This is a genomic window from Corynebacterium sp. Marseille-P4321 (assembly GCF_903645305.1).
Taxonomy (GTDB): Bacteria; Actinomycetota; Actinomycetes; order Mycobacteriales; family Mycobacteriaceae; genus Corynebacterium.
In genome coordinates this window covers 339,930-361,610 of sequence record NZ_CAHJXO010000002.1, presented here as the reverse complement: position 1 = coordinate 361,610, position 21,681 = coordinate 339,930, and the positions used below count along the sequence as shown (strand labels likewise).

At 62.6% G+C, this 21,681-nt stretch carries 22 protein-coding genes and 2 pseudogenes; 10 read left to right on the top strand and 14 right to left on the bottom strand.

Annotation, left to right across the window (positions count from 1 at the left end; all coding sequences use genetic code 11):
• Window positions 1-307: 307 nt before the first annotated feature.
• From HWX32_RS06975 to HWX32_RS06965, 3 genes are all read right to left on the bottom strand, one after another.
• Window positions 308-1,639: an ATP synthase F0 sector subunit B gene (locus HWX32_RS06975; protein WP_024058951.1), complete on the bottom strand. Its 1,332-nt coding sequence runs from the start codon at window positions 1,637-1,639 to the stop codon at window positions 308-310.
• A gap of 1,545 nt (window positions 1,640-3,184) precedes the next feature.
• Window positions 3,185-3,484, bottom strand: coding sequence for a hypothetical protein (locus tag HWX32_RS06970; RefSeq protein ID WP_175935301.1), 300 nt, complete (start codon window positions 3,482-3,484; stop codon window positions 3,185-3,187).
• A 171-nt stretch (window positions 3,485-3,655) separates the two neighbouring features.
• Complete coding sequence (locus HWX32_RS06965) at window positions 3,656-3,964, bottom strand: helix-turn-helix domain-containing protein (RefSeq protein ID WP_024058948.1); 309 nt, start codon at window positions 3,962-3,964, stop codon at window positions 3,656-3,658.
• Window positions 3,965-6,170: 2,206 nt separating this feature from the next.
• Between HWX32_RS06965 and erm the strand changes: the two genes are divergently transcribed.
• Complete coding sequence (gene erm, locus HWX32_RS06960; RefSeq protein ID WP_175935300.1) at window positions 6,171-7,058, top strand: 23S ribosomal RNA methyltransferase Erm; 888 nt, start codon at window positions 6,171-6,173, stop codon at window positions 7,056-7,058.
• 36 nt (window positions 7,059-7,094) lie between these two features.
• On the opposite strand, the gene HWX32_RS11400 is transcribed toward erm, so the two are convergent.
• From HWX32_RS11400 to merA, 4 genes are all read right to left on the bottom strand, one after another.
• Window positions 7,095-7,448 carry a type IIL restriction-modification enzyme MmeI gene (locus tag HWX32_RS11400; RefSeq protein ID WP_368485903.1) on the bottom strand — a complete coding sequence of 118 codons (354 nt, stop codon included), beginning with the start codon at window positions 7,446-7,448 and terminating at the stop codon, window positions 7,095-7,097.
• Between the two features lie 368 nt (window positions 7,449-7,816).
• Window positions 7,817-8,206, bottom strand: coding sequence for a peptide chain release factor I (locus tag HWX32_RS11395; RefSeq protein ID WP_175935299.1), 390 nt, complete (start codon window positions 8,204-8,206; stop codon window positions 7,817-7,819).
• A 192-nt stretch (window positions 8,207-8,398) separates the two neighbouring features.
• A complete protein-coding gene (locus tag HWX32_RS06950) occupies window positions 8,399-8,749 on the bottom strand; it encodes a hypothetical protein (protein WP_005293255.1) in 351 nt (116 codons plus the stop codon).
• Entirely contained in the window at window positions 8,746-10,167 is a 1,422-nt protein-coding gene (gene merA, locus HWX32_RS06945) for a mercury(II) reductase (RefSeq protein ID WP_175935298.1), read from the bottom strand. The genes HWX32_RS06950 and merA overlap by 4 nt, the downstream gene beginning before the upstream one ends.
• A gap of 98 nt (window positions 10,168-10,265) precedes the next feature.
• Here merA and HWX32_RS06940 point away from each other — a divergent pair, with 98 nt between their 5' ends.
• A complete protein-coding gene (locus HWX32_RS06940) occupies window positions 10,266-10,655 on the top strand; it encodes a heavy metal-responsive transcriptional regulator (RefSeq protein WP_175935297.1) in 390 nt (129 codons plus the stop codon).
• A 46-nt stretch (window positions 10,656-10,701) separates the two neighbouring features.
• Here HWX32_RS06940 and HWX32_RS11390 read toward each other — a convergent pair.
• Together HWX32_RS11390 and HWX32_RS06930 are read right to left on the bottom strand one after the other, a co-directional pair.
• Window positions 10,702-10,947, bottom strand: a pseudogene (locus HWX32_RS11390) (LLM class flavin-dependent oxidoreductase); the annotation flags it as partial.
• A gap of 194 nt (window positions 10,948-11,141) precedes the next feature.
• Window positions 11,142-11,636, bottom strand: a complete 495-nt coding sequence (locus HWX32_RS06930; RefSeq protein ID WP_175935296.1) for a DUF1707 domain-containing protein — start codon at window positions 11,634-11,636, stop codon at window positions 11,142-11,144.
• Between the two features lie 51 nt (window positions 11,637-11,687).
• On the opposite strand from HWX32_RS06930, the gene HWX32_RS06925 reads away from it, so the two are divergent.
• The 3 genes from HWX32_RS06925 to HWX32_RS06915 all read left to right on the top strand — a co-directional run bounded on the left by HWX32_RS06925 (window position 11,688) and on the right by HWX32_RS06915 (window position 13,355).
• The gene (locus tag HWX32_RS06925; protein WP_175935295.1) at window positions 11,688-12,461 is read left to right on the top strand and encodes a MerR family transcriptional regulator; all 774 of its coding nucleotides are present in this window, start codon (window positions 11,688-11,690) and stop codon (window positions 12,459-12,461) included.
• Between the two features lie 317 nt (window positions 12,462-12,778).
• Entirely contained in the window at window positions 12,779-13,060 is a 282-nt protein-coding gene (locus HWX32_RS06920; RefSeq protein ID WP_175935294.1) for a type II toxin-antitoxin system RelE/ParE family toxin, read from the top strand.
• A 34-nt stretch (window positions 13,061-13,094) separates the two neighbouring features.
• Window positions 13,095-13,355 (top strand): HigA family addiction module antitoxin, encoded by a 261-nt coding sequence (locus HWX32_RS06915; RefSeq protein WP_254868356.1) that lies wholly within the window; start codon window positions 13,095-13,097, stop codon window positions 13,353-13,355.
• A gap of 54 nt (window positions 13,356-13,409) precedes the next feature.
• Here the strand turns inward: HWX32_RS06915 and arfB are convergent, their stop codons facing one another.
• The gene (gene arfB, locus HWX32_RS06910; protein WP_175935292.1) at window positions 13,410-13,853 is read right to left on the bottom strand and encodes an alternative ribosome rescue aminoacyl-tRNA hydrolase ArfB; all 444 of its coding nucleotides are present in this window, start codon (window positions 13,851-13,853) and stop codon (window positions 13,410-13,412) included.
• Between the two features lie 352 nt (window positions 13,854-14,205).
• Complete coding sequence (gene relB, locus HWX32_RS06905; RefSeq protein WP_175935291.1) at window positions 14,206-14,421, bottom strand: type II toxin-antitoxin system RelB family antitoxin; 216 nt, start codon at window positions 14,419-14,421, stop codon at window positions 14,206-14,208.
• Window positions 14,422-14,642: 221 nt separating this feature from the next.
• On the opposite strand from relB, the gene HWX32_RS06900 reads away from it, so the two are divergent.
• From HWX32_RS06900 to HWX32_RS06890, 3 genes are all read left to right on the top strand, one after another.
• Complete coding sequence (locus HWX32_RS06900; RefSeq protein WP_175935290.1) at window positions 14,643-14,984, top strand: hypothetical protein; 342 nt, start codon at window positions 14,643-14,645, stop codon at window positions 14,982-14,984.
• Between the two features lie 190 nt (window positions 14,985-15,174).
• Window positions 15,175-16,059 carry a chromate efflux transporter gene (chrA, locus tag HWX32_RS06895; protein ID WP_368485902.1) on the top strand — a complete coding sequence of 295 codons (885 nt, stop codon included), beginning with the start codon at window positions 15,175-15,177 and terminating at the stop codon, window positions 16,057-16,059.
• Window positions 16,060-16,120: 61 nt separating this feature from the next.
• Entirely contained in the window at window positions 16,121-17,221 is a 1,101-nt protein-coding gene (locus HWX32_RS06890) for a Dyp-type peroxidase (protein ID WP_175935289.1), read from the top strand.
• Here HWX32_RS06890 and HWX32_RS06885 read toward each other — a convergent pair.
• A complete protein-coding gene (locus tag HWX32_RS06885) occupies window positions 17,204-18,235 on the bottom strand; it encodes a HAMP domain-containing sensor histidine kinase (RefSeq protein WP_175935288.1) in 1,032 nt (343 codons plus the stop codon). The two genes, HWX32_RS06890 and HWX32_RS06885, sit on opposite strands and share 18 nt — an antisense overlap.
• The gene (locus tag HWX32_RS06880) at window positions 18,232-18,900 is read right to left on the bottom strand and encodes a response regulator transcription factor (RefSeq protein WP_217702899.1); all 669 of its coding nucleotides are present in this window, start codon (window positions 18,898-18,900) and stop codon (window positions 18,232-18,234) included. Before HWX32_RS06880 ends, HWX32_RS06885 begins: the two co-directional genes overlap by 4 nt.
• A gap of 94 nt (window positions 18,901-18,994) precedes the next feature.
• Between HWX32_RS06880 and HWX32_RS06875 the strand changes: the two genes are divergently transcribed.
• Entirely contained in the window at window positions 18,995-19,834 is an 840-nt protein-coding gene (locus tag HWX32_RS06875) for a DUF418 domain-containing protein (RefSeq protein WP_075467714.1), read from the top strand.
• Window positions 19,815-20,639 carry a trypsin-like serine protease gene (locus HWX32_RS06870; RefSeq protein WP_075467711.1) on the top strand — a complete coding sequence of 275 codons (825 nt, stop codon included), beginning with the start codon at window positions 19,815-19,817 and terminating at the stop codon, window positions 20,637-20,639. The genes HWX32_RS06875 and HWX32_RS06870 overlap by 20 nt, the downstream gene beginning before the upstream one ends.
• 26 nt (window positions 20,640-20,665) lie before the next feature.
• Here HWX32_RS06870 and HWX32_RS06865 read toward each other — a convergent pair.
• A pseudogene (locus HWX32_RS06865) lies at window positions 20,666-21,484 on the bottom strand (VWA domain-containing protein); the annotation flags it as partial.
• Between the last annotated feature and the right edge of the window lie 197 nt (window positions 21,485-21,681).

Sequence of the window (21,681 nt, the reverse complement as noted above, 5' to 3'; positions counted from 1 at the left end):
GTGAAGTGGTTTGTCATCCTATTGACACCTTTACTACGCAACAGAATGACAACGACATTCTGTCGGCCCTTCTACGGACATCTCTTCTGCGCAGCACATGCCCCGTCGTACACACCGACGTGCTGCGCACTATCTCCGCCACTCAACAGGCCAATTCACTGCGCAACGTAGTGACACCGGCCCCGCCTAGCCGAGATTTCTTCGATTTTCGCTGAATATCAGCCGTTTACCCGCCGCCAATGACCTACGACGCCGACGGCCCCCTGTTAGGCCCGCAGAAGGCCGTACAGGGCAGGGGAGAGCAGTGCTACAACTCCATACCGCCATCACGATCACGCTGCTGTTGCTGCTGGCGGCGCTTCTCGATGCGCTCGCGTGCACGCTGCTGCGCCCCGCCCTTCTTGCCTGAGGTCTGCGACTGCCTGAACAGCGTGTAACGCTCAAGCAACTCTGGGCTGCGATGCAGTTCTTGCACCAGGAACTTCTTATCCAAGTGCTCCAACTGTTGTCCTGACTTCACCGCTTCTTCGATGATGATGGCGGCTTCATCTTCGGCGTCCGTGTGCGCGTTGCGGCGGATCTGATCAGCCTCATCGCGGGCATCCTTGCGCGTTACTGCAGCGTCGCGTGTGGCCTCGTCGCGGATGCTCGTGGCCTCATCTCGTGCTTTGCTGCGGATCGTCTCGGCGTCGCGCTCATCCTGCTTACGGGCCTCGTCGGTCTTGCGAGTGATCGTCTCTGCTTCGCTGCGAGCTGCGGCTGTAATATCGCCCGCCTTGGCCCGCGCAGTCTCTTCGGCTCGTTCGAGCAGCTCGTCTGCTTGCGCTTCGGCCAGGCCCAACTCCTGCTCAGCATCCTTGCGTGCTTCGCTGCGGATCTCTTCGGCTTCTTGCTCGGCCTTCTCGCGTGCTTCCTTGAGCACACGCTCGGCAACCTCGCGAGCCTGTGCTTCAGCATTCTCCTGTACGCGCTGGGCTGCTTCGCGGGCTTCTTGCGCCTGTTCAAGTTCCTTAGCAGCCTGCTCGCGGTCACGATCAATTGCGTCCATGTCGCGCTGCACGGATCGCTTCTTGACTTCCACATCATCCTCGCGCTTGGCGAGATCGCGCTCCCGGTCTTGTTGCTCGGTGTAGCGGTCGAGGTTGAGTGACTCGTCATGACGTTCGGAGACTTCTAGTTCCACCGGATAGCCGAGCGAGTGCATGTGTTCGCGCAGGCCCCGTTGCGCGTCGATGAACTTCTGGTTACCCGAGATCTGCTTGCCCTTCTTCGGGCCGGATGTGTACCGCACTGAGGTGTCAGTGTTGTACGCGATGCCGGGGCGGCAACGGAGCTTGTCGGGATCTTCGGGCTTCGGTGAGAACGTATCCGCCTGGAACTGGATGTGTGGCGTTGATTCGTCAAAGTTCATATCACCGCCAGCGACTGCGTCGATACCGCCGGGGATGAAGTTTTCTGCAAGCCAGCGCATTGACTCTTCGAGGTACTGCTTTGCTTCCTCGTAGTCGCGGGCGACATAGCGCGGACGTTTCACTTCGCGCCCGTCCACCTCACTGGTGTAGTAGTCGGGGATCTCCTTGCACATCGACTTCGGCAGATACACGACGAACAGCGACGTCTTGAAACTGTTCTTCTGCACGCGCACTCCGTCCATCCGAGGCGTCTACGGCCGCCACAGGGCCGTACAGCCGCTGCCACAAAGATGAACCAATCGAGTCGCGGCGCTACACATTTGCATCAACAGCTGCCGCTGGATCTGCTGCAGCGCGACGCGCTGCGAAACACACGTCGCTGGCGGTGCTCGTTACATGCGCTTGCGCGCATATGGCCGCCGCGAACGTGATGCGTCTGCACAGATACTGTGCTTATGGCACGGGCCGATATGGAGTGTGTTATTCGACCCGTGTTGTTATCACCCGCAGCAGCATCAACACCGCCTTGCGGCGGATGGCTCGCTGCGGGATTTGGAACACCCTGCAATAACCGCCTGGCGGCGGTGCCAGAGTGCAGGGTGTGGCTGTGCGCACCACGTAAACAATGTCGGTCTTGCCGTTCGGTTCGACGCCGTGGCACGTTCGCAAGCTCACGTTGCACACGGCGTGCGCGATGACGCGGGAACACGCCGCAAGCGGCGTTTCCACCCGTCATCGGCCCTTACTTTAAGACCGACATACAACGGCTGACGCCGCATGTGGTGCGCACAGCGTGGCGACCTGCAGATTTTGCGTAGGCACCATGTGCGCTTCGCGCATCAACGGGCCGTTTCGGGTAAGGGTCGAAGACCGTGTCACAACCCGAAACACGCAGGTCGCAGCCCCCTTCTGTGTCAAAACCCCTATATGTTTGTCGTTATAGGGGTAGAAGGGGGAAAAGGGCATAAGGGGGTGCGACGCCTCCGCTGCGCTCCGGCGCTCGGCATAGCCGAGGCACTGCACCGGGTGTTACTACTCGCTGGCGCTCGCATAACCCGGTGCCCGGCGCTGGCGCGCCGCCCCTTACAGCCCCAGTCTCAGACCTCGCTCGCTCGGTCTGGCTGGTGCTGTCTTGCCCTCCGCTTACGCTCCGGTCAAGATGCCCAATAGTGCAGCTGACGCTGCACGTTGTGTGATGACCCATGCTCCGCATAACGACACTGCCGGCAATCCGATATATCTTGTCGATATACATTCGGATATGTCAGCATCGATGTGTCGTGTTTGGGTCATCACGAAACGCTCCATCACGGCAAGCCTGCCGAGATGGATATTGGCGTATCTCACGACGCGTCCATGATGCGGCATGCGCCGCATGTCATCTGCCGTCGCGGTCACAACTTCAGCAACACAGCTGCTGAAATCTGCTTTGTCCACGCTGCTGTCTTTGCTGCACCCACGGCCCCGTCTTCGGCATATCTGACGTCCACACAAGACTATGCCGGCCAGAACCGCGCATAACAGCAGCGCGACATACCGCCAGCCATGTGGCGGATGATCCAGGCGACGGGGCAGACGTGTATATGCCCCGTCGCCGATACCGGCGCAAGCATCGTGACAGTGTCACGTGTAGCGGTGCCGCAGCCACCCGCACACACGCGAAAACCCCGCCCTTGCGAGCGGGGTGTGTGGCGACATCAAACGTGACGGCTGTACGTCGTCACGCCGCGTGGCCGTACACACATGAGGTGATTGCGTGTACGGCTAAAGGGTTAGTCGGGTACAACTTCTAGATGCCGCTTCGGCTTACTGCCCTCGGTGCTCTCAGGCGTGTCGCCGTCACCGTTCTCAGGTGTATCGCTGTCCCCTTCGGTGCTGGCGGACTTGTCACCGTCCCCTTCGGTGCTGGCGGACTTGTCACCGTCGAGATTCACCTCGAACTCTTCGGCGTACTTGCGCAACTGCGCAAGGCGCTCCTTTGTCGCTTTGTGTGCACGGCGCGCCTCGTTCACGGTATCTTTTGCTTGCTGCTCATTGCGCAGCGCTGCTGCGTAATCGTCTCTGAAAGACATGGTTTGTTCTCCTTGGTTGAATGAACTGTTTATTTGGACTCGGGGCACGACGGTGGAGCGCGCGTGTGTAGTAGCACGGCCATCACCCATCAGCCCTCGCACTCAGTTCAAGACCCAGCCTGACTAGCTGAGCTAAGCGGCGGGATCTCGTCGTAGGCGGGTTTGTCCGCATTAGTGCTTCACACCGCCCAGCACCGTGACGAGCTGCTGGCGCTGCTCATCTGTCAGTTGGGGCGCTGCATTCACGACGGCATCGACGAAGCCGTCGAATAGCTGCGGGGCAGGGCGGCGTGCGGCCGCGAGGTAGGCGTCGAGATCGTCTTGGCGAATCCGATAGGCGGTGCCGAAACGGTGGAATGAAAGACGGCCCTCTTTAATAGCTTTTCGCAACGTGGACTCGGAGCCGACGCCGAGATCGGCGAGTTCCTGCAGCGTGTAAAAGCGTGGCGCGACGGCGGTAGTCGTGTCCTTTTCGGACATAGAAAAACGCTCCTGGGCAGATTGATCTGTCCCGGAGCGGGGTGCTTTACCGGCTTGCTATTCAGGCGGCTTGGAGTGCCGTGCTCAACTCGCTAGAACGGTGGTCTGCCGTCCCATCGCTTTACGGGAGCGCTTACTCCCTACCTGACCGCTTTTGTGGTTGGCAATGCCGTTGCCGACCGGTCTATCTCGTCGGAGGAACCGCGCCTATCACGGTCGAGAGGCTGTCTCTTTATGAATTATCCTCGGGGTTATCCCCCGTATGCGGCTGGCTAAACCAAAAACGAATTAAAACGCCACATACGGTCTGGGGGCCATCGTACGGAACTTATGCGTCGCGCACAATAGCCTGCGACCTAATCTTTACGAATCGAACCGAGCACGTTTCTACACGCCACGTGGCACGGCTGGGGTGTTGTGGTGGGGCAGCTGTTGTGTGGCGGCATGGTGACACGCAAGGGGCGCGCCTTTTTGTGACCTGTGACACGTCTATAGTGTGCTCGTTTCGTAGTTTTGACCTCGTTTCGTAATTTGCCGATCAAAATACGAAAAAATTACGAAACGCTCTACCTGCGGTTTCGTAGAACTACGAAAATCGGAAAACCAAATTACGAAACACGCGATAACGCTGTGACCTGCACAGACGCGTCACATTTCGGGGATGTTTCGTAATTTTGCGGCATTTCGACCCAAACCTTTTAAGGGAGAGACACAGACACACATTACGGGCACCTGTCTACGACATAGACCGTCCTCATTGAGGGCACGCTGCAGGGGTTGTAGCTATGTGACACGGCCGGGATGCTGCGTCACGGTGACACGCAAGGGGCGCGCCTTTTTATGACCTGTGACACGTCTGTAGCGCGCTCGTTTCGTAGTTTTGACCTCGTTTCGTAATTTGCCGATCAAAATACGAAAAAATTACGAAACGCTCTACCTGCGGTTTCGTGATTTCCGCAAACGAAAAGAACAAAACTACGAGACACGCGATAACGCTGTGACCTGCATAGACACGTCACATTTCGGCGGTGTTTCGTAATTTTGCGGTATTTCGACCCAAACCTTTTAAGAGAGAGACACAGACACGCATTGCAGGCACATGTCTACGACACAGAGCGTCCTCGTTGAGGGCACGCTGCAGGGGTTGCAGCTATGTGACACGGCCGGGATACTGCCACGCTGCAACACGTCCGTGGCGCGCCGTTGTGTGACACGCAACACAGGTGTTGTGTGTTCGTTTCGTAGTTTTGACCTCGTTTCGTAATTTGCCGATCAAAATACGAAAAAATTACGAAACGCTCTACCTGCGGTTTCGTGATTTCCGCAAACGAAAAGAACAAAACTACGAAACACGCGATAACGCTGTGACCTGCATAGACACGTCACATTTCGGCGGTGTTTCGTAATTTTGCGGTATTTCGACCCAAACCTTTTAAGAGAGAGACACAGACACGCATTGCAGGCACATGTCTACGACACAGAGCGTCCTCGTTGAGGGCACGCTGCAGGGGTTGCAGCTATGTGACACGGGACACAATCGCAATCAAGGTGTCTCTTCTTATTTAGATTTTCTTCAAAAAGTGGAAAAATTACGAAACGAAAACCATTTACGCTGCTCAACGTATGTTTTTGTGTTTCGTAGTTTTGTTCTTTTCGTTTACGGGATTACGAAATGACCCGCAAATACCTACCGTGACCTGCGGTGATGTGTTTCGTATTTTTCTGCGTAATTTCACGTCGCCCGAAGCAGACACCCTGCCGTGTGCTTGCTGCAGGGCTGCGGCCGTCCCTCCATGTGGAGCGTCAGTGTCGATGCTGGAACTTAAACGTACATACATTTGTGGCGCTCTCGTTACGTGTCTGTGCATTGCCGAGCTCTTTACTGTTGTGTGTGGGCGCGCAGCCGTAGTGTCCGTGCCACTCCGAGTAGGGCGCGTCGTACCCCAAACCCATGTTCAATTAAATTCCAATCCAGAGAGGTCTTGCACTGTTGCGGTGCGGTTGTCTTCTTTCTCACCGTATTGGACCCTGCGAAATTAATTGGATACGATAGGCCCATGTTGATTTCAGGTTCCGTTTTCATGCGGCCGCTCACCAGCCGCTAAGGCGGTTTTCTCCCTCCCGCAGGTTAGAAACCGCTCCGGTCCTTTAGCCGGGCGGCCATTTGCCATGCCCGGCTCCGTTTCAACTCCACGGAGCACACCTGATGTCTACATACGGATACGGCCGTCACGAACATGGCCAAAATTTTCTCACAGACCACAAGATCATCAACTCCATCGTCGATCTTGTAAAACAAACCTCCGGCCCCATCATTGAGATCGGGCCAGGAAGCGGTGCCCTCACTCACCCGATATCCCACTTGGGGAGGGCAATAACGGCAGTTGAGGTAGACGCAAAACTAGCTGCCAAACTCACAAAAAAGACCGCCTCGGCGTCGGTCGAAGTGGTCCATGATGATTTCCTCAACTTCCCGTTACCCGCCACTCCCTGCGTCATTGTGGGAAACATTCCCTTTCACCTCACCACTGCCATTCTTCGAAAGTTGTTGCATGCGCCGGCATGGACTGCCGCTGTACTCCTCATGCAGTGGGAAGTCGCTCGCCGCCGGGCCGGGGTAGGTGCAAGCACGATGATGACAGCTCAGTGGTCCCCATGGTTCACGTTTCACCTTGGTTCCCGAGTACCAAGGTCTGCTTTCCGGCCACAGCCAAACGTTGACGGGGGGATCTTAGTGATCCGCCGGGTGGGTGACCCGAAGATCCCGATAGAGCAACGCAAAGCCTTTCAGGCGATGGTGCACACCGTTTTCACCGCCCGGGGACGCGGGATAGGGGAAATTCTCCGAAGGGCAGGGTTGTTTTCATCACGTTCAGAGACACAATCATGGTTGCGCTCGCGAGGAATCGACCCCGCAACCCTACCTCCCAGATTGCACACCAGCGACTGGATCGATCTCTTCCAGGTGACTGGTTCCTCTTCACCGCGCCATCGGCCCATTTCACAATCGGGAAGTAGTCAACGCCCTCCTCAACGGAAAATCGAGGCCGGCGGCGGTAATCCCCCCACCACCAAAACCGAAATCCACCAGTAGTAGTGAACGACCCATGTTCGTCTACCGTGAGCCGCGTTATGGCAGTGACGTGTTCTCGTCGGGCACAGTCATAGTTCCCGGCGTTGCCAGCGACAGGGTTCTACACCCAGCAGCGGGACCGATCAAAATCACCCGCACGGGGAACGACCCTGCTGGTGGTTTCGATTTTGATGAAAGCGAGGAGACATAGCCCCTCGCCAACTCCCCGTAGCTGGCGAACAGTAGCTCCTGGCGCTGGCGCTCGTTGGTGAGTTTGCGTGCCACATCGAAAGCCTTATCGACTTCCCGGTCCAAGTTGTTGTGAGCCTTGAGCGGAATTGGGTCCATCGATAACGGGTTGTAGTGCTCCGCGAGTGACCGCTGGGGGTGCCGCTCGCGTGCCCGCAGCACCAACTGTCCAGCGTCGATGATTCGCTGCTGCGCCTTCTCATCTAGTTCACACAGAGCTGGTCCGCAGTTGTAGCTCCCGATGTACTCCGAAAAACGGAAAAAATAAATAGTGGGGATACATCAACCTTCCACTTTCCATTCTTCCGGCTCAGAGTATTGAGGGGTCTGGGACCGGGTCCGTAAACCCTTTATGTTTTTCGCGCACAGCGGTTTTTAGCGACGCACCCTATAGGTTTTCCGCAGAACCTATATGTGTTTCTGTGCACCCCCATATGTTGTCTGTTTCTAGCGGTATTTCGTTGTACTTTGCGCATCGAATAGTCATTTATCGACGACACTCCGTCGAGTTCAAGTTCAACGTGTAGTGCTTAACCTCTGCGATGAACTCTTTGATCCCGGGACGTGATGAGGACTGGGGCTATTGTGCTCCCCCGAACGCTACGGCCCGGGGGCACGAGGCTGTGTCGCAGGTGCAAGCGAGAGGACCAGGAGCGAAACACAGACCGCTGAGTCGACGCAGTCACGGTAAAGACGGAGCCGTCTAGGCGGTGCTCGAGGTTGCGCGAGATACGGTGACGCTGGGCGTCGGTAAGCGATGCGCATTCGGCGACATCGATGGAAAGCTGGACTTTGCCGTCCGTCGTGTTGACGCCCTGGCCGCCCGAAGTCGACGATTTCGCGAAACGCTCCGCGAGATCGGCGGCGATGACCGCACCGTCGGGGATCCCCGGGCCGGGCGCTATGGTCAGGTCGTTCATGCCGCCCAGCCTAGGTGCCCACAACCCTTTCTCGTCTCGGCGGAAGCGGAGACCGCGTCGCGACGGCCGGGATCCAGCCTCAGTATTATCCTCGTCACCGGTTGATTCGAACGCTTTTTGCTCCTCCTTCTCCCGTCGGGCTTCGATTTCAGCGGCCTCCGCAGGTGGCAGTGATCGCTGGATCCGCTCGAACTACCGGTTCCGATCAGCGGTCGAAGGATTTTCGCAGCAGCCGGACCTGCGGCGCCGGTGCCGCCGCCGTAGCCTGACGAGCATCCCCGCCATGACGGCCATCACGACGGCGGTCCCGGCACCGATGATCCAGGGATTACCGAGGAGCCCACCGACGCCTGCGAGTGCTCCGCCCGCCGCGATGAACGGCAGGCCGCAGCAGAGCAGCGACGGAAGCGCGCAGCATGCCAGCAAGAGCAGCCCGGTCACTGCAGCGACGACGGGACCGGCGCGCCATTCGTCGCGGTCCTGATCGGCGCTCATCGTCTGCTTCAGGATGAGATCTCCCCGATTGCCTGCGTTGCCGTTCATGCGCAGCACGACAGCAGCGACGGGTCGGTGGTGAAGGCCTTCGCGGCGATCCGGATGCCCTCGGCCATGGTCAGGTAGGGGGCCCAGGCGTTGGCGACCTCGGCGACGGTCCTGCCGAGCACGTGGACGCCTGCGGCGGCGAGCTCCCCGGCGTCCTTGGCGACGGCGGTCAGGCCGAGGATCTCGTTCGTCTCGGCGTTCACGACGATCTTGATGAACCCGCGGGTGTCGCGGTTCACCAAGGCGCGGGGCACGTGGTGCAGGGGCAGGACGCGGCAGTCGCAGCGGATCCCCGCGGCGAGGACGTCCTTCTCGGTCATCCCGACCGCGCCGATCGCGGGCCCGGTGAACGTCACCCGCGGCAGGCGGGCGTAGTCGACGGACCGGTCGGCGTCGGCGAACGCGTTCTCGGCGACGAGGGTGCCGTGGTGGGCGGCGACGTAGACGACCTCGGGGTGCCCGGTCACGTCGCCCGCGGCCCAGACCCGCGGGTTCGAGGACTGCAGCCGGTCGGAGACGACCACCTCGCCGGAGTCTCCGGTATTCACCCCGACCGCATCGAGGTTCAGGCCATCGGTGACGGGACGGCGTCCGAGGGCGACCAGGACCTGGTCGGCGCGGAACTCCTGCGAGCCGCCGGACAAGGCGGCGGTCACGACGGCCTCGCCTCCCGTGCCGCGGGAGACCCGGGTGGGCACTGCGCGGCTGACGACGCGGATGCCCTCGTCGGCGAACACCTCCTGGAGCGCCTTCGACACCTCCGGCTCCTCCTTCGAGGCGAGCCGGGACCGCACGAGCAGCGTGACCTGCGAGCCGAGGCGGGCGAACAGCTGCGCCTGCTCCAGGGCGACGTAGCCGCCGCCGAGCACCAGCAGCGACTCGGGGACCTCCGTCAGCTCCATCGCCGTGGTCGAGGTCAGGTATCCGGTCTCCTCCAGGCCGTCGATCGGCGGTGCCCACGGGCGAGAACCAGTCGCGACTAGGTAGTGGTGGGCCTCGATGGTCTCGACGCTTCCGTCGGATCCGGCAACATCGAGAACCGGCGCATCAGGGGTGCCCACGAACGAGGCGTCGCCGCGGAGGACCTGCCAGCCGTAGGAGTCGGCGACGTCGGCGTACTTCTCGCCGCGCAGCGACTCCACCAACGCTTGCTTCCCAGCGATCAGCGCGGGCATGTCGACGGGATCCGCCGTCGTCGCGATCCCGGGGAACCGGGTTGCGGCGTCGACCGCGACGTGCCGCGCGCCGGTCGCGGCAATGAGCGCCTTCGACGGGACGCAGCCCGTGTTCACGCAGGTGCCGCCGAGCGTCCCGCGCTCGATCATCACCACCGACTTCCCGAGCGTGCTGGCGCGGATCGCAGCGGCGAACGCGCCGCCTCCCGATCCGATGATGGCGAGATCGTACTTCTTAGGCATCGCTGCTCCTGTCAACTCTTGGCTTTCTGCTCTGTCTCAGCCATACTGGACCTTCCAGTGCAGGGGAAGGTCAAGCGTGGCCACGGAGGGAGACAGCAATGTGGATCGGAGAACTCGCCGAGAGGGCGGGCACTACCGCGAAGACCCTTCGCTTCTACGAGGAACAGGGCCTTCTGCCCCCGACCGAGCGCACGCCGTCCGGATACCGCGACTACGCGCCCGAGACGGTCGCTCGGATCGACTTCATCCACCGCGGCCAGGCCGCGGGCCTCACCCTCGCCCAGATCCGCCAGATCCTCGACATCCGCGACGGCGGCCATGCGCCCTGCGAGCACGTGCGCGACCTGCTTGACGTGCGCCTCGCTGAGATCGAGCAGCAGATCGCGCAGCTCTCCGTGCTGCGCGACACTATCGCAGACCTCAGACAGGACGCCGCGCACCCGGACCCTGAAACGTGCAGCACCGATCAAGTGTGTAGGTACTTGTAGACGACGGGAGTCAATGACTCAAACGCTACAACCGCGATATGCGCTAGCGCATGTCGATGCCGCCGGTGCCCACCTCGATGTTTTTGGTGGTGGCCGCGACAGCGCACAGCAGCGGCATCGGGGCGGAGGCCTGCAGCGCGAAGTGGTGGACTCGGAAGGACGCGTTGTTCACGCCGATTTCGTCCGCAGCCTGGGTGATCTCCAGATGAGTCTTGGCGATCTTTTCCGCAGATGGCCCGCGCTAGCTGCCGAAGGTGTAATGCCCGAAGCTTAAGATGCCGAACGCTTTCATTGGATAACACTCCTTTTGATGGTGTTAACGAGAGGGGGTAACCTTGCAACGACATACCGTCGAGTTTAAATTCAACGTGTAGTTACGCTTCGGGGCTGCCTACGCAAAACTCGTTGCCTTCCGGGTCCTGCATGACGGTCCAACCGCCGAATGTTTTGCCGGGAGCCTAACCGGCGGGCGCAGGAAACTCTCGGCTATTTCCCAAGCTCCTTGCGTCGCTCGGCGGCGAGTTTCAGCCGCTCGGCGCGATCAGAACGTTCCTTCTCCAGCAGTTCCTCGAGGATCTTGTCTTCCTCGTCGGAGATGTCGAAGACGGCGTACCAAGCGGCCGCGAGTGCGCCCATCATCGGCCACACCACCCAGGCGAAGTCCAGATCCAGCCCAATCTGCAGCACGAAATAGACCGCCAAGCCGCCAATGAGGGTGGTGTAGATCGCGGTGTCCATCTTCCGCTTCGCTGCGAGTTTCTCATCCAGCTCGACCTCGGACGCCGTCCGCTTCTCCAATGCGACCGGTTCGGCCGGGAGGTCGTCGAAAAGCATTGAAAGCTCCCCGCGAGTGCGCGCAACCGCGGCTTGACCTGTGCGTTCTTCGAACTCTCCCACATCCAGGTAACCATCTGCGAACAGTGTGCCCAGCCGGTCCAGCGCTTCCGAACGTTCGGCGTTGCCCACGCGGATTTCGTCCATTATCGCTCCCAACTTGCACTTGCCCTTGCGGCAAGCTGTTCAATCGCAACCATGGCAGATGGTATCGAATACACAATCAGCGAGGCCGCAGAAGCCCTCGGCGTTTCCACCAAGGCGCTGCGCCACTGGGAGGCGCTCGGCCTCATCACACCCGCGCGCACGTGGGCCGACCACCGCGTTTACAGCGAGGCGGACCTCGAGCGCGGCGCGGCCATCGCCCTCTACCGTGGAGTCGGCGTGCCGCTTGCGCAGATCGCGCAGCTTCTCGACGCCTCGGGAGCCACCCTCACCGGCGCCCTCAGGCACCACCAGGAAGCACTCGCTTCTCGACGGCGCACCCTCGACGCCCAACTCACATCTGTCCAGCACATCATTGACAACGCAACGAAAGGATCGATCGACATGGACGCAATGAAGAAGTATCTCGGCAAAGATATGCCCGCCTACCAGGAGGAGGCTGAGCAGCGCTGGGGTGATACCCCGGAGTGGGCGCAGTCCCAAGAAAAGCTCGCTCAAATGGGCGAAGGTGACTTCAAACGCCTGCAGGAAGAACAGGACGCGCTCGCCGCGGATCTGATCGCCGCACGCGATTCCGGCGTGGACCCCGGCTCCGAGGAAGCCGCAGCACTGGTGGAACGCCACCGTGCAAGCATCGCCCAGTGGTACGAGGCGACCCCGGCTCGCCAGCTCATTCTCGCGCGCATGTACGTTGACGACGCGCGCTTCCACGAAGCCTACGGCGGCGCGCAGGACTACCTGCTCGAGCTGGTCACCGCCCACGCGGCGGCCGAAGGTGTGGACGTGGGCAACCCGCAGTGGGGTTAGAAATGGAGCAGTAATCCTTCCAACTCTTGCTGAAGTAAACGCTGTGCCGCCGCCGGAACCCTTCTTGTGCGAATCTCACTAGTAGCACTGCAGCATGAAAAATATGTACAATTGACTCGCATCTTTCCGTGCCCTGTTGCTTCCTGGGTTGCTAGATGTTCCGGGAGCGATAGCGCCATGACCGCATCCTGCGGCACTTCTCTGGATTTACCTACTGTCTTTAGCGGAAAGGTTTCTTTGCGCCGACACGCCGTCGAGTTCAAATTTAACGTATAACGTTATTGACGCTTCGCGTTATGGGGGGATAGGGTGGAGTCGTGATCCAGTCGTTCGCCGACAAAGATACAGAGCGTCTCTGGAACCGAGATCGCGTGCGCTCGATCGATTCCCGGATCCACTCGGTGGCGTTGAGGAAGCTGCGCCAGCTTGGTTACGCGCAGAGCTTGGACGAGCTTCGCATTCCACCAGGGAACCGGTTTGAGGCGCTCAAAGGCGATCGCAGGGGTCAACATAGTATTCGCATCGACGACCAGTGGCGGATCTGTTTTCGGTGGACCGCAGCTGGACCAGAGGAGGTTGAAATCCTTGACTACCACTGACAAGCTTCCTCCGGTTCACCCAGGAGAGATCCTCATGGAGGACTTCCTCAAAGGAATGGGAATCACACAGCACAGGCTGGCCGTCTCCATCGGTGTTCCGCCCCGCCGGATCAACGAGATTGTCCACGGAAAGCGGGCTGTAACCGCGGACACTGCTCTCCGCTTGGCTAAGTTCTTCGGAATGAGCCCCCAGTTCTGGCTCGGGCTACAGGCTCAATATGACTTGGACGTGGCGGAAGACAAGATCCTCTCGGAAATCGAGCGGATTCAACCGGTCCAAGCTGTCTCAGCGTAGCGGTTGCCCGAACTAGGTCCGTCAGCGTGAGGATACGCACGCGGATGGTTCGAACTAGGGAATTTGGGGCCGCCGTCGCGTGGATTTCAGCTCCGAGCGACGCTTCTTCGCCTCTCGACGGCGCCGCACCGAGCCCCTGGTCGGCCTTGTCTTCCGGCGCGGGGGAGGCGGCGGGGCGAGTGCCTCGCGCAGCAGGGTAGCCAAACGCTCGCGCGCCTCGGCGCGGTTGCGGATCTGCGAGCGTTGGCTCGACGCGGCCACGGTGAGGACGGTGCCGTCCAGCCGGTGTTCGAGGTTGGTAAGGGCGCGGCGGCGTTGGGCGTCGGTAAGCGATGCGCACGCGGCGATATCGAGGGAGAGCTGCACCTTGCTGTCGGTGGTGTTGACGCCCTGGCCGCCCGGCCCCGACGACTTCGCAAACCGCTCCGTTAAGTCGGCGGCGACGATGACCACGCCGCGGGGGATCCCCGGTCCGGGAGCGATGGTCAGGTCGTTCATGCCGCCCACACTACGTTTGCGTTGGGGGTGAAGAAGAATCGGCCGGTTCAACAATGTTGGTCGTTAATCGCAATAGATCTCGCGGCGGCCCTTTGTAAGCACCTCGATTTTGATCGTGTCGGCGGTGGTGAGAGCGAGAATTCGGTACGTGTTGACGCGGTAGCGCCACTCGCCGGACCGATTTGCGAAGAGCGCTTTCCTGAATGCTCGAGGGTTGGTGCAGCCTTCCAAGTTGTCTCTGATCCAGGTGGCGATGAGCCGCCCATCGAAGCGGTCCGTCTTTTCAGCTGCTTACGTGCGCGGGCCGTGAACTCGACTTTGTAGTGGACGGGCGCTGCGGTCATCGTGGGTGCTATTGATCGAGGTCGGCCAGAACCTTGTCAAGACTGTAACGCTCGCCGGTGCCGTGAGCGATGGCGTCTCGAAGTTCCTGCAGGTCATGCGCATCTTCGATTTTCTCAAGTATCGCATTGCGGGCGAAATCCGAAAGAGTTACGCCCTCGAAGCGTGCGTATTTGCGCACGCGCTCAGCGTCGTTGTCATCCATCCGGATCGTCATCGTTGCCATGGGTGCTCCTTCGAAATGACTGAATACAGTGTATTCAGTAGTGCAGTCTCAGTATGCATTGGATGAGGCAGAGTCCGTCGCAATAACCGGATAGCCCATTTTAGAATTGACACGTCGGGGCGGAGTGGATTTTGCTTAGAAACCAGCGCTGTACTGGCCGCGAGGACTCGGATCGGGGTGTATGGTACGGAGCAGGGCGCACAACGAAGGATGGACTCAGGGTGGATAGGAACGAGAAGAAGAAACTACGAGAAAAGATTAGCGAGTTTCTCGATTTAGAGCACACGAGATTGTCCGACGATGACGCGAGTTTGCTTTCGGATTTCGTTGATAACTACGACGACTATCGGGGAAGCTCGCACACCAGAACGAGCAGCTATGACGGTTTTAGCTCTGACGGGAAGTTCACCCGAAAAGAAACAACCACCGAGACTTTCCTCGACTCACCGGGCGTGCGGGTCGATTACTCATTCACAGATGATGACGGCATGACCGGCGAAAGCTCCCACGAGATTCGTGACGGGCGGGGAATGATCGATTTTTTGCGCAAGAAGCGTTGGTAAGCGTCAACTAAAACTTCGCGCAACCCATCGATGACGGGAGCGGTCTCGGCGCACAGCTTCCCAGCGGTCCGTAGGTAGGCGCCGTCCGCTACCATCGCGCTTGTGTTTGAAGTACTACGCATATTCACCCGCCTCGGCCTGACGTCGTTCGGCGGGCCGACCGCGCATTTGGGGTACTTCCGGGACGAGTTTGCGCGCCGGGTACGGCGGCATGCTCGCGGCGTTCCTAGGCTTCACGCTGCCGAGCGTCGTCCTCATGGTCGCGTTCGCGCTCGGCGTGGCGCGCCTCGGCGACATCTCGGACGCCGGCTGGCTCGCGGGGCTCAAGGCGGCGGCGGTCGCGGTCGTCGCGCAGGCGGTCGCCGGCATGGCGAAGAACATTGTCACGGACCGGCTGCGCGCGGGCGTCGCGCTCGCGGCCTTCCTCATCGTGCTGCTCGTGCCGCACCCTGCGGCCCAGGTCGGTGCGATCGTTGCGGGCATGCTCGTGGCCACCTTCGCGCTTTCGCCTATCGACGCACCTTCGGCCCCCTGCCGCTCCCCCGCCGCCAGCCGCACCGTCGGCCTGGGGGCGCTGACGGTGTTCGCGGCTCTGCTCGCGCTGCTGCCGCTGGCGGAACGCATGGGCACGAGCTGGGGCATCTTCGACAGCTTCTATCGCTCCGGCGCCCAGGTAGTCGGCGGCGGGCACGTGGTGCTGCCGCTGTTAGAGCAGGCCACGGTGCCCACCGGGATGGTGGACCACGACACCTTCCTCGCCGGCTACGGCGCCGCCCAGGCGATGCCGGGCCCGCTGTTTACCTTCGCCTGCTTGCTGGGCGCCTCTGCGCAGGGCGTGCATTGGTTGTGGGGTGCGGCCCTGGCCACGGTGGCGATCTTCCTGCCCGCGGCGCTGCTGGTCGTCGGCATCATGCCGTTCTGGGAGCGGCTGCGCGCCAATCCGCACGCCGCCAATGCCCTCGCCGGTGCGAACGCGGCGGTGGTGGGCATCCTGGCCGCGGCGCTGCGCAACTTCAAGGTCCCCGCGTGGGCGGTGGTCATCGGCGCGGCGATCGTGGGGTGGGCGGCGCTGTAATCGGCGGCAGGGGACTACCCGGTCCGACTACAGCCGCGTAAGTGGGGAATACTTGAGGCTTATGACGAGCAGAAACCAGGCAGAAGTGACCCAGACCGTGATCCTCCCGCAGTCGAAGGATGCGTTCTTTATCACCCTCGGCTTCAAAGAGGGCGGCGAGCAGGCGGCGTTGGAGGCGCTTTCCAGCCTGTCCAGCCTGACCAACGGCGTGGGCTTCCGGTACCCGAAGGCGCACTTGACCGCGGTGGCCGGCATCGGCGCGACAATGTGGGACCGGCTTTTCGCACTGGACAAACCGGAGCACCTGCACGAGTTCCTGGAACTTAGGGGCGCGAAGCACCACGCGCCGTCCACGCCGGGCGACCTGTTTTTCCACATCCGCGCCGACGAGTACGACGTCGCCTTCGAGCTGGCACGCCGCATCAACGCGATCGTCGAGGATGCGATCGACTACTACGACGAGGTCCACGCCTTCCAGTACCAGGACTTCCGCGACCCGCTCGGCTTCGTCGACGGCACCGAGAGCCCCCGCGGCCAGGAGGGCGTCGAGGTGGCGATCATCCGCGACGGCATCTGGAAGGGCGGCAGCTACATCGTCGAGCAAAAGTACGTGCACAACCTCAAGGACTGGAACACCTTGCCGGTGGAGGAGCAGGAGCAGGTCATCGGCCGCACGAAGCATTCCGACATCGAGCTGGATGAGAAGGCCCCGAACAGCCACGTGGCCGTCAATCAGGTCGAGGATGAGGACGGCAACGGCCTGGAGATCGTGCGCAACAACCTCTCGTTCGGCGACGCGCTGGGCAAACAGGGCACCTTCTTCATGAGCTACGCCCGCGACCCCCGCGTCACCGAAGTGATGCTGCGCCGCATGTTTATCGGCGAGCCGGAGGGCAACTACGACCGCATCCTGGACTTCTCCGAGGCGCTGACGGGCTGCAACTTCTTCGCCCCGCCGCGCGTGTTCTTGGACCACTGTGCCGACTACGCGCACGCCCACCTGCGCCCCGATGAGGACCCGCAGCCGAACCAGCCTGCCATCAACTTGCCGCAAGGCAAGGCGGTCTTCCCGGACCGCGCGGACGTGCCCACCTCCCACAACGCCGAGGACGTCGAGGCGGCCAAGGCGCGCTTCGAGGGCGCGCTACGCAGGGAGCAGTAGCTTTACGACGAGCCCGCCCCCGGCCCGCGGCGCCAACCCAACCGAACCGCCGTGGGCCTTTGCTACCGCCTTGACCAGGGCCAGACCCAGACCATGGCCGGAACCCGAGGTGCGGCGGGCGCGGGCGAACGGTTCGGTCCAGGTGGCCACCTCCGCCGGGTCGAGCACCTCGCCGCCGGAGACCACGGTGATTTCGGCGAAGGCGCCGGCCGGCCGGAGCGTGATCGATCCGTCGGCGCCGTGGATGGCGGCGTTGCGCGCGAGGTTATCCACCGCCTGGCGGATCAGGGTGGGGGAGGCCTCGACGGTCAGCGGTGTGGCGTCCACCGGCATGCCGTGGGCGGCGCCGACCTCCCGGCACACGGCGGCCAGATCCACGGCCGCGCGGTCGCGGACCTGCACGTTAGCCAGCTGCAGCAGCGAGGACACGGTCGCGGCGTTGCGGGCGTTGACCTCTCGGATCCGGCCCAGCGCGGGGCGCAGGTCGGCGTCGTCGCCGGAAAGCGCCACGTCGGCGACGGTCTGGATGGTCGCGATTGGGGTCTTCAGCTCGTGGGAGGCGTTGGCGGCGAAGCGGCGCTGGCGCTCGACGGCGTCGGCGAGCTCGTCGAGCATGGCGTTGAGCGCCTCGGCCAGCTCGCCGACCTCGTCGCGGGGGCCGTCGTAGTCGATGCGGGCGCTCAGGTCGCCGCGGGTGACGGTGCGCGCGTCGTCGGCGATCGAGCGCAGCGGGGTGATCACGGGCCCCGCCACGAACCAGCCCACCACGCCCGCGAGCGCGGTGAGCAACGCGAGCGCCCCAAGCGAGGCCAAGAGGATGCGGCGCAGGATCTCGTCGGTCACGGGTACGGCGCCGTCGATGACCACGCCGTCGTCGGTACCCGGAAACGATGCCATCACCGGCACCGGGGTGAGCTTCAAATAGGCGTACACCAGGCCGATCAGCGCGAGGCCGACGCCGATGACGGTGGCCACGAACATCACCGTGATGCGGGCGCGCAGGCTCAGCCTCATCGCTCGGCCTCCGCCACGTAGTACCCGGCGCCGGTAACGGTGTGCACGATGCGCGGCTCGCCCAGCTTCTTGCGCAGGTGCGACACGGTCACGCGCGGGGAGTTGGTAAAGGGGTCGGCGTTTTCGTCCCAGGCCTCTGCCAGCAGGTCTTCGGCGGAAATCACGCCGCCGTCGGCCTCCATGAGTACCTTCAGCACTGCGAACTCCTTCGGGCTCAGGCTCATCGGCACCTCGCCGCGGGTCACCTCGCGGCGGAACGTGTCCAGTCGCACGTCCCCGCAGCGGTACACCTCGCCCCGCGCTGGCGCGTTGCGCTTGGCCAGCGCCTTGATCCGCGCGACCAGCTCGGGCAGTTCGAACGGCTTGGCCAAGTAGTCGTCGGCGCCGAGGTCGAAGCCTTCCAAGCGGTCGTCCAAGGTCCCGCTGGCCGTCAGCATGATCACTCGGGTGGCGGGCTGGGATTCCACGATGCGGCGGCACACCACGTCGCCGTGCACCCCGGGCAGGTCCCGGTCCAGCACGACGACGTCGGGCGGCAGCTCGTCGATAAGCTTCAGCGCCTCAAACCCGTCGTAGGCGAGGCGAGTTTGTATCCCGGCGCGCGACAGGCCGGTGGCGATGGCGTCGGCGAGGAAGGCCTCGTCGTCCACGATGAGCACCCGAATTGTCATGGTTGCGATCGTATGCGCCGCGATGTTGCGGAGACATAAACATCCGGGTTAACGCGGGCGCAACACCGGGGTTTCTAGCTTGAACCCCATGCAGACCAGAATCGTTGGAATCGACGCGGCCCGTGCCGTGGCGCTCGTCGCGATGATCGTCGCGCACCTCACCGTGCACGACGGGCTTACAGCGCAGGTGCTCTTCGGCTTCCCCGCGGGGCTCTTCGCGTTCCTCGCCGGGGTGTCCATGGGGCTCATGCGCGCCCGGCCGGCGCAGTTCGTGGTGCGCGGGGCGTGCCTCGTGGTGTTGCACTTCGCGCTGGAGCCGTTTGCCGGGACCATCGAGGTGGTCCTGGGCACGATCGGGGTCTGCATGATCGCGCTTGCGTGGGTGCCGAGGCTGGATTCGGCGTGGCTCGTGTGGCTCGCCTGCGCTGGAGCTCTGGGATCGGCGGCGCTTGCGCCGTCGGCCTCGCCGTACCCGCCGCTGATGTGGGCAGTGCTCATGGTCGCCGGGATCCTGTTCGCGCGCCACATGCCGCTGCGCGCCGGGGCGGTTATCGGTTGCTTGCTGTTCGCGGCCGATATTGCGCTGCGGTGGTGGGTGCCGTTGCCCCCGCTTCTCGACGCCACCGGCCACACCGGCGGGCTTACCGATGTGGTGGGGACCGCCGGGGCGTCGATAAGCATGTGTTCTCTGTGCTGCCTGGCGGGCCGCTGGCTGGGGTGGGCCGCGCCGCTGGGGCGGATGACGCTGACCCTGTACTGCCTGCACGTGCTGAGCGCGCAGTGGGCCGGGGTGTGGGTGAGCCTCGCCGGTGCCGCAGTGATCGCGTACGGCTGGCTCGCAGTGTTCCAGCGCGGACCGATGGAAAGTATCGTTCGCCGCCTGGTGGCGGTGGTTGGAAAGGAAAATAATGAAAAAGTTGGCGTTTAGTGTTGCAGTTGGTGTCGCTTTGGTGGCGCAGCCCGCGTGGGCGATGGAATCCGAGCAGTTCGCCGGCGACGCGGCTGAGGCGCAGCCCGTGGTCTCGGTGCGCGTGGACGACTCCGACCCCGACGACGGCGTGTGCACCGGCACCGCCATCGACCCGCACTGGGTGATCACCGCCCGCCACTGCGTCGAGGCGGCCGCGAAGCCGGGCGGCTCGGTGCGCACCGGGCAGGGCGAAAACCAGAAGGTGTTCCAGGTGGACCGCCACGAGGTAGCCCCGCGCGGCGACATCGCGCTTCTGCACACCACCGAAGACATGGGGCTTTCCTCCTACGCCTCGGTGGCCGGGGAGGTGCCGAGCGGGGATGTGAACATCTACGGCTGGTCCTCCGACGGCTCCGGCGGCCCGACGCGCCTGCCCGCCGCGGAGGCCACGGTGCGCGGGGAATCGCCGCTCGCGCTTTTCGACGCTCCGACCGCCCTCGACGTCGCCTTGAAGAACGGGGCGCGGATCCAGCCGGGCGACTCCGGCGGCGCCATCTTCGCCGACGGCAAGGTCGCTGGCGTGATGTCGGCCGGCCTGTTCGAGGACCCGGAAAACCCCACCGAGGAGGAGATGAACTCCAACGCCGCAGTGGCGGTGGCTCCAGTGGCGGAGCAGGCGGAGTGGATCCGCGGGGTGGTCGGGGGTGCCGCTGCGTCCTCGGAGCCGAGCGCAAAGGTGCGCTACGCGGTGTTCGGCCTCGGCGTGCTCGCGTTGGTGGCGGCCGCCTCGTTCATGGCCACTCGGCGACAGGCAGGCGCTTAGCCCGTGCGCGTCTGCGCTTGTCCGCGCTAAGCCCACCCGCGCAGGTACTCGCCGACCACTGCGCCGCCGAGCTCGCCGAGGTCCGGGGCCACCACGCGCCCGCCGGACCGGCTCGCCATGGCGTTGAGCAGGTTGACCAGACCGGGGTCGTCGCCGAGGCGGAAGAACGTCGGGCTCGCGCCTCGCTTCGTCACCTGGTCGAGGGCCTGCACCGTCTTGGCCAGCGTGATCCGGTCGGTTGGCCAGTTGAAGTAGGGCTGCCCCCAGTCGGTGATGATGGAGGTCGGCTCGCCGTCCGTGACCACCAGCAGGGTGGGGTCGTGGTTGACGTGGCGGGCGAAGAACTGATCCGCTAAAAGCAGGGCATGCTGCAGGTTGGTGCCCTTTTCCTGGATCGGCGGCAGGGCTGTGAGCTCCTCTATCGTCATCGTCTGCGCGTAGAGCCCGAACCCGATGAGCGTGAGCTCGTCGCCCCGGAACTGCGTGGAAATCAGGTGGTGCAGCGCCAGCGCCGTCTGCTTCATCGGCGCCCAACGCCCCTCCATCGCCATGGAGAAACTGGTGTCCACCAACAGCGCCACCGCGTTTCTCGTGCGGGCTTCGGTTTCCACCACCTCAACGTCGCCGAGCTGGATGCCTATCGACGTTCCTCCGGCCTCCCCACGCGCCGCATTCCTCTGAATCGCGTTGGTGATGGTGCGGGTGGTGTCGCACGGGGCGGTGTCCTCGAACTCCCACGGGCGGGTGCCTCCGGTGGGCTCGCCGGTGTGGCCCGTGAGGCGGGAGTCGCGCTTGCCGGGGGAGGCCAGGTGCGTGGAGACGTCGCGTAGCAGCTCCTTGCCCAGCATCTGCCCACGCAAAAATCGTTGCCTCGGGTGGAGTCGGCCATGAAAAAGGCTCCGTAATCGGTGACGATCTGGCATCCTGTTGCGGCGGATCAGAATTCGGTGAGCTTAGAGGGACCGTTGCAGCCGAAATTTATCTGGATGACAGCGGAGACTGTGTCACACATAGTTCGTATCGAACCTGTATTCCGATTAGC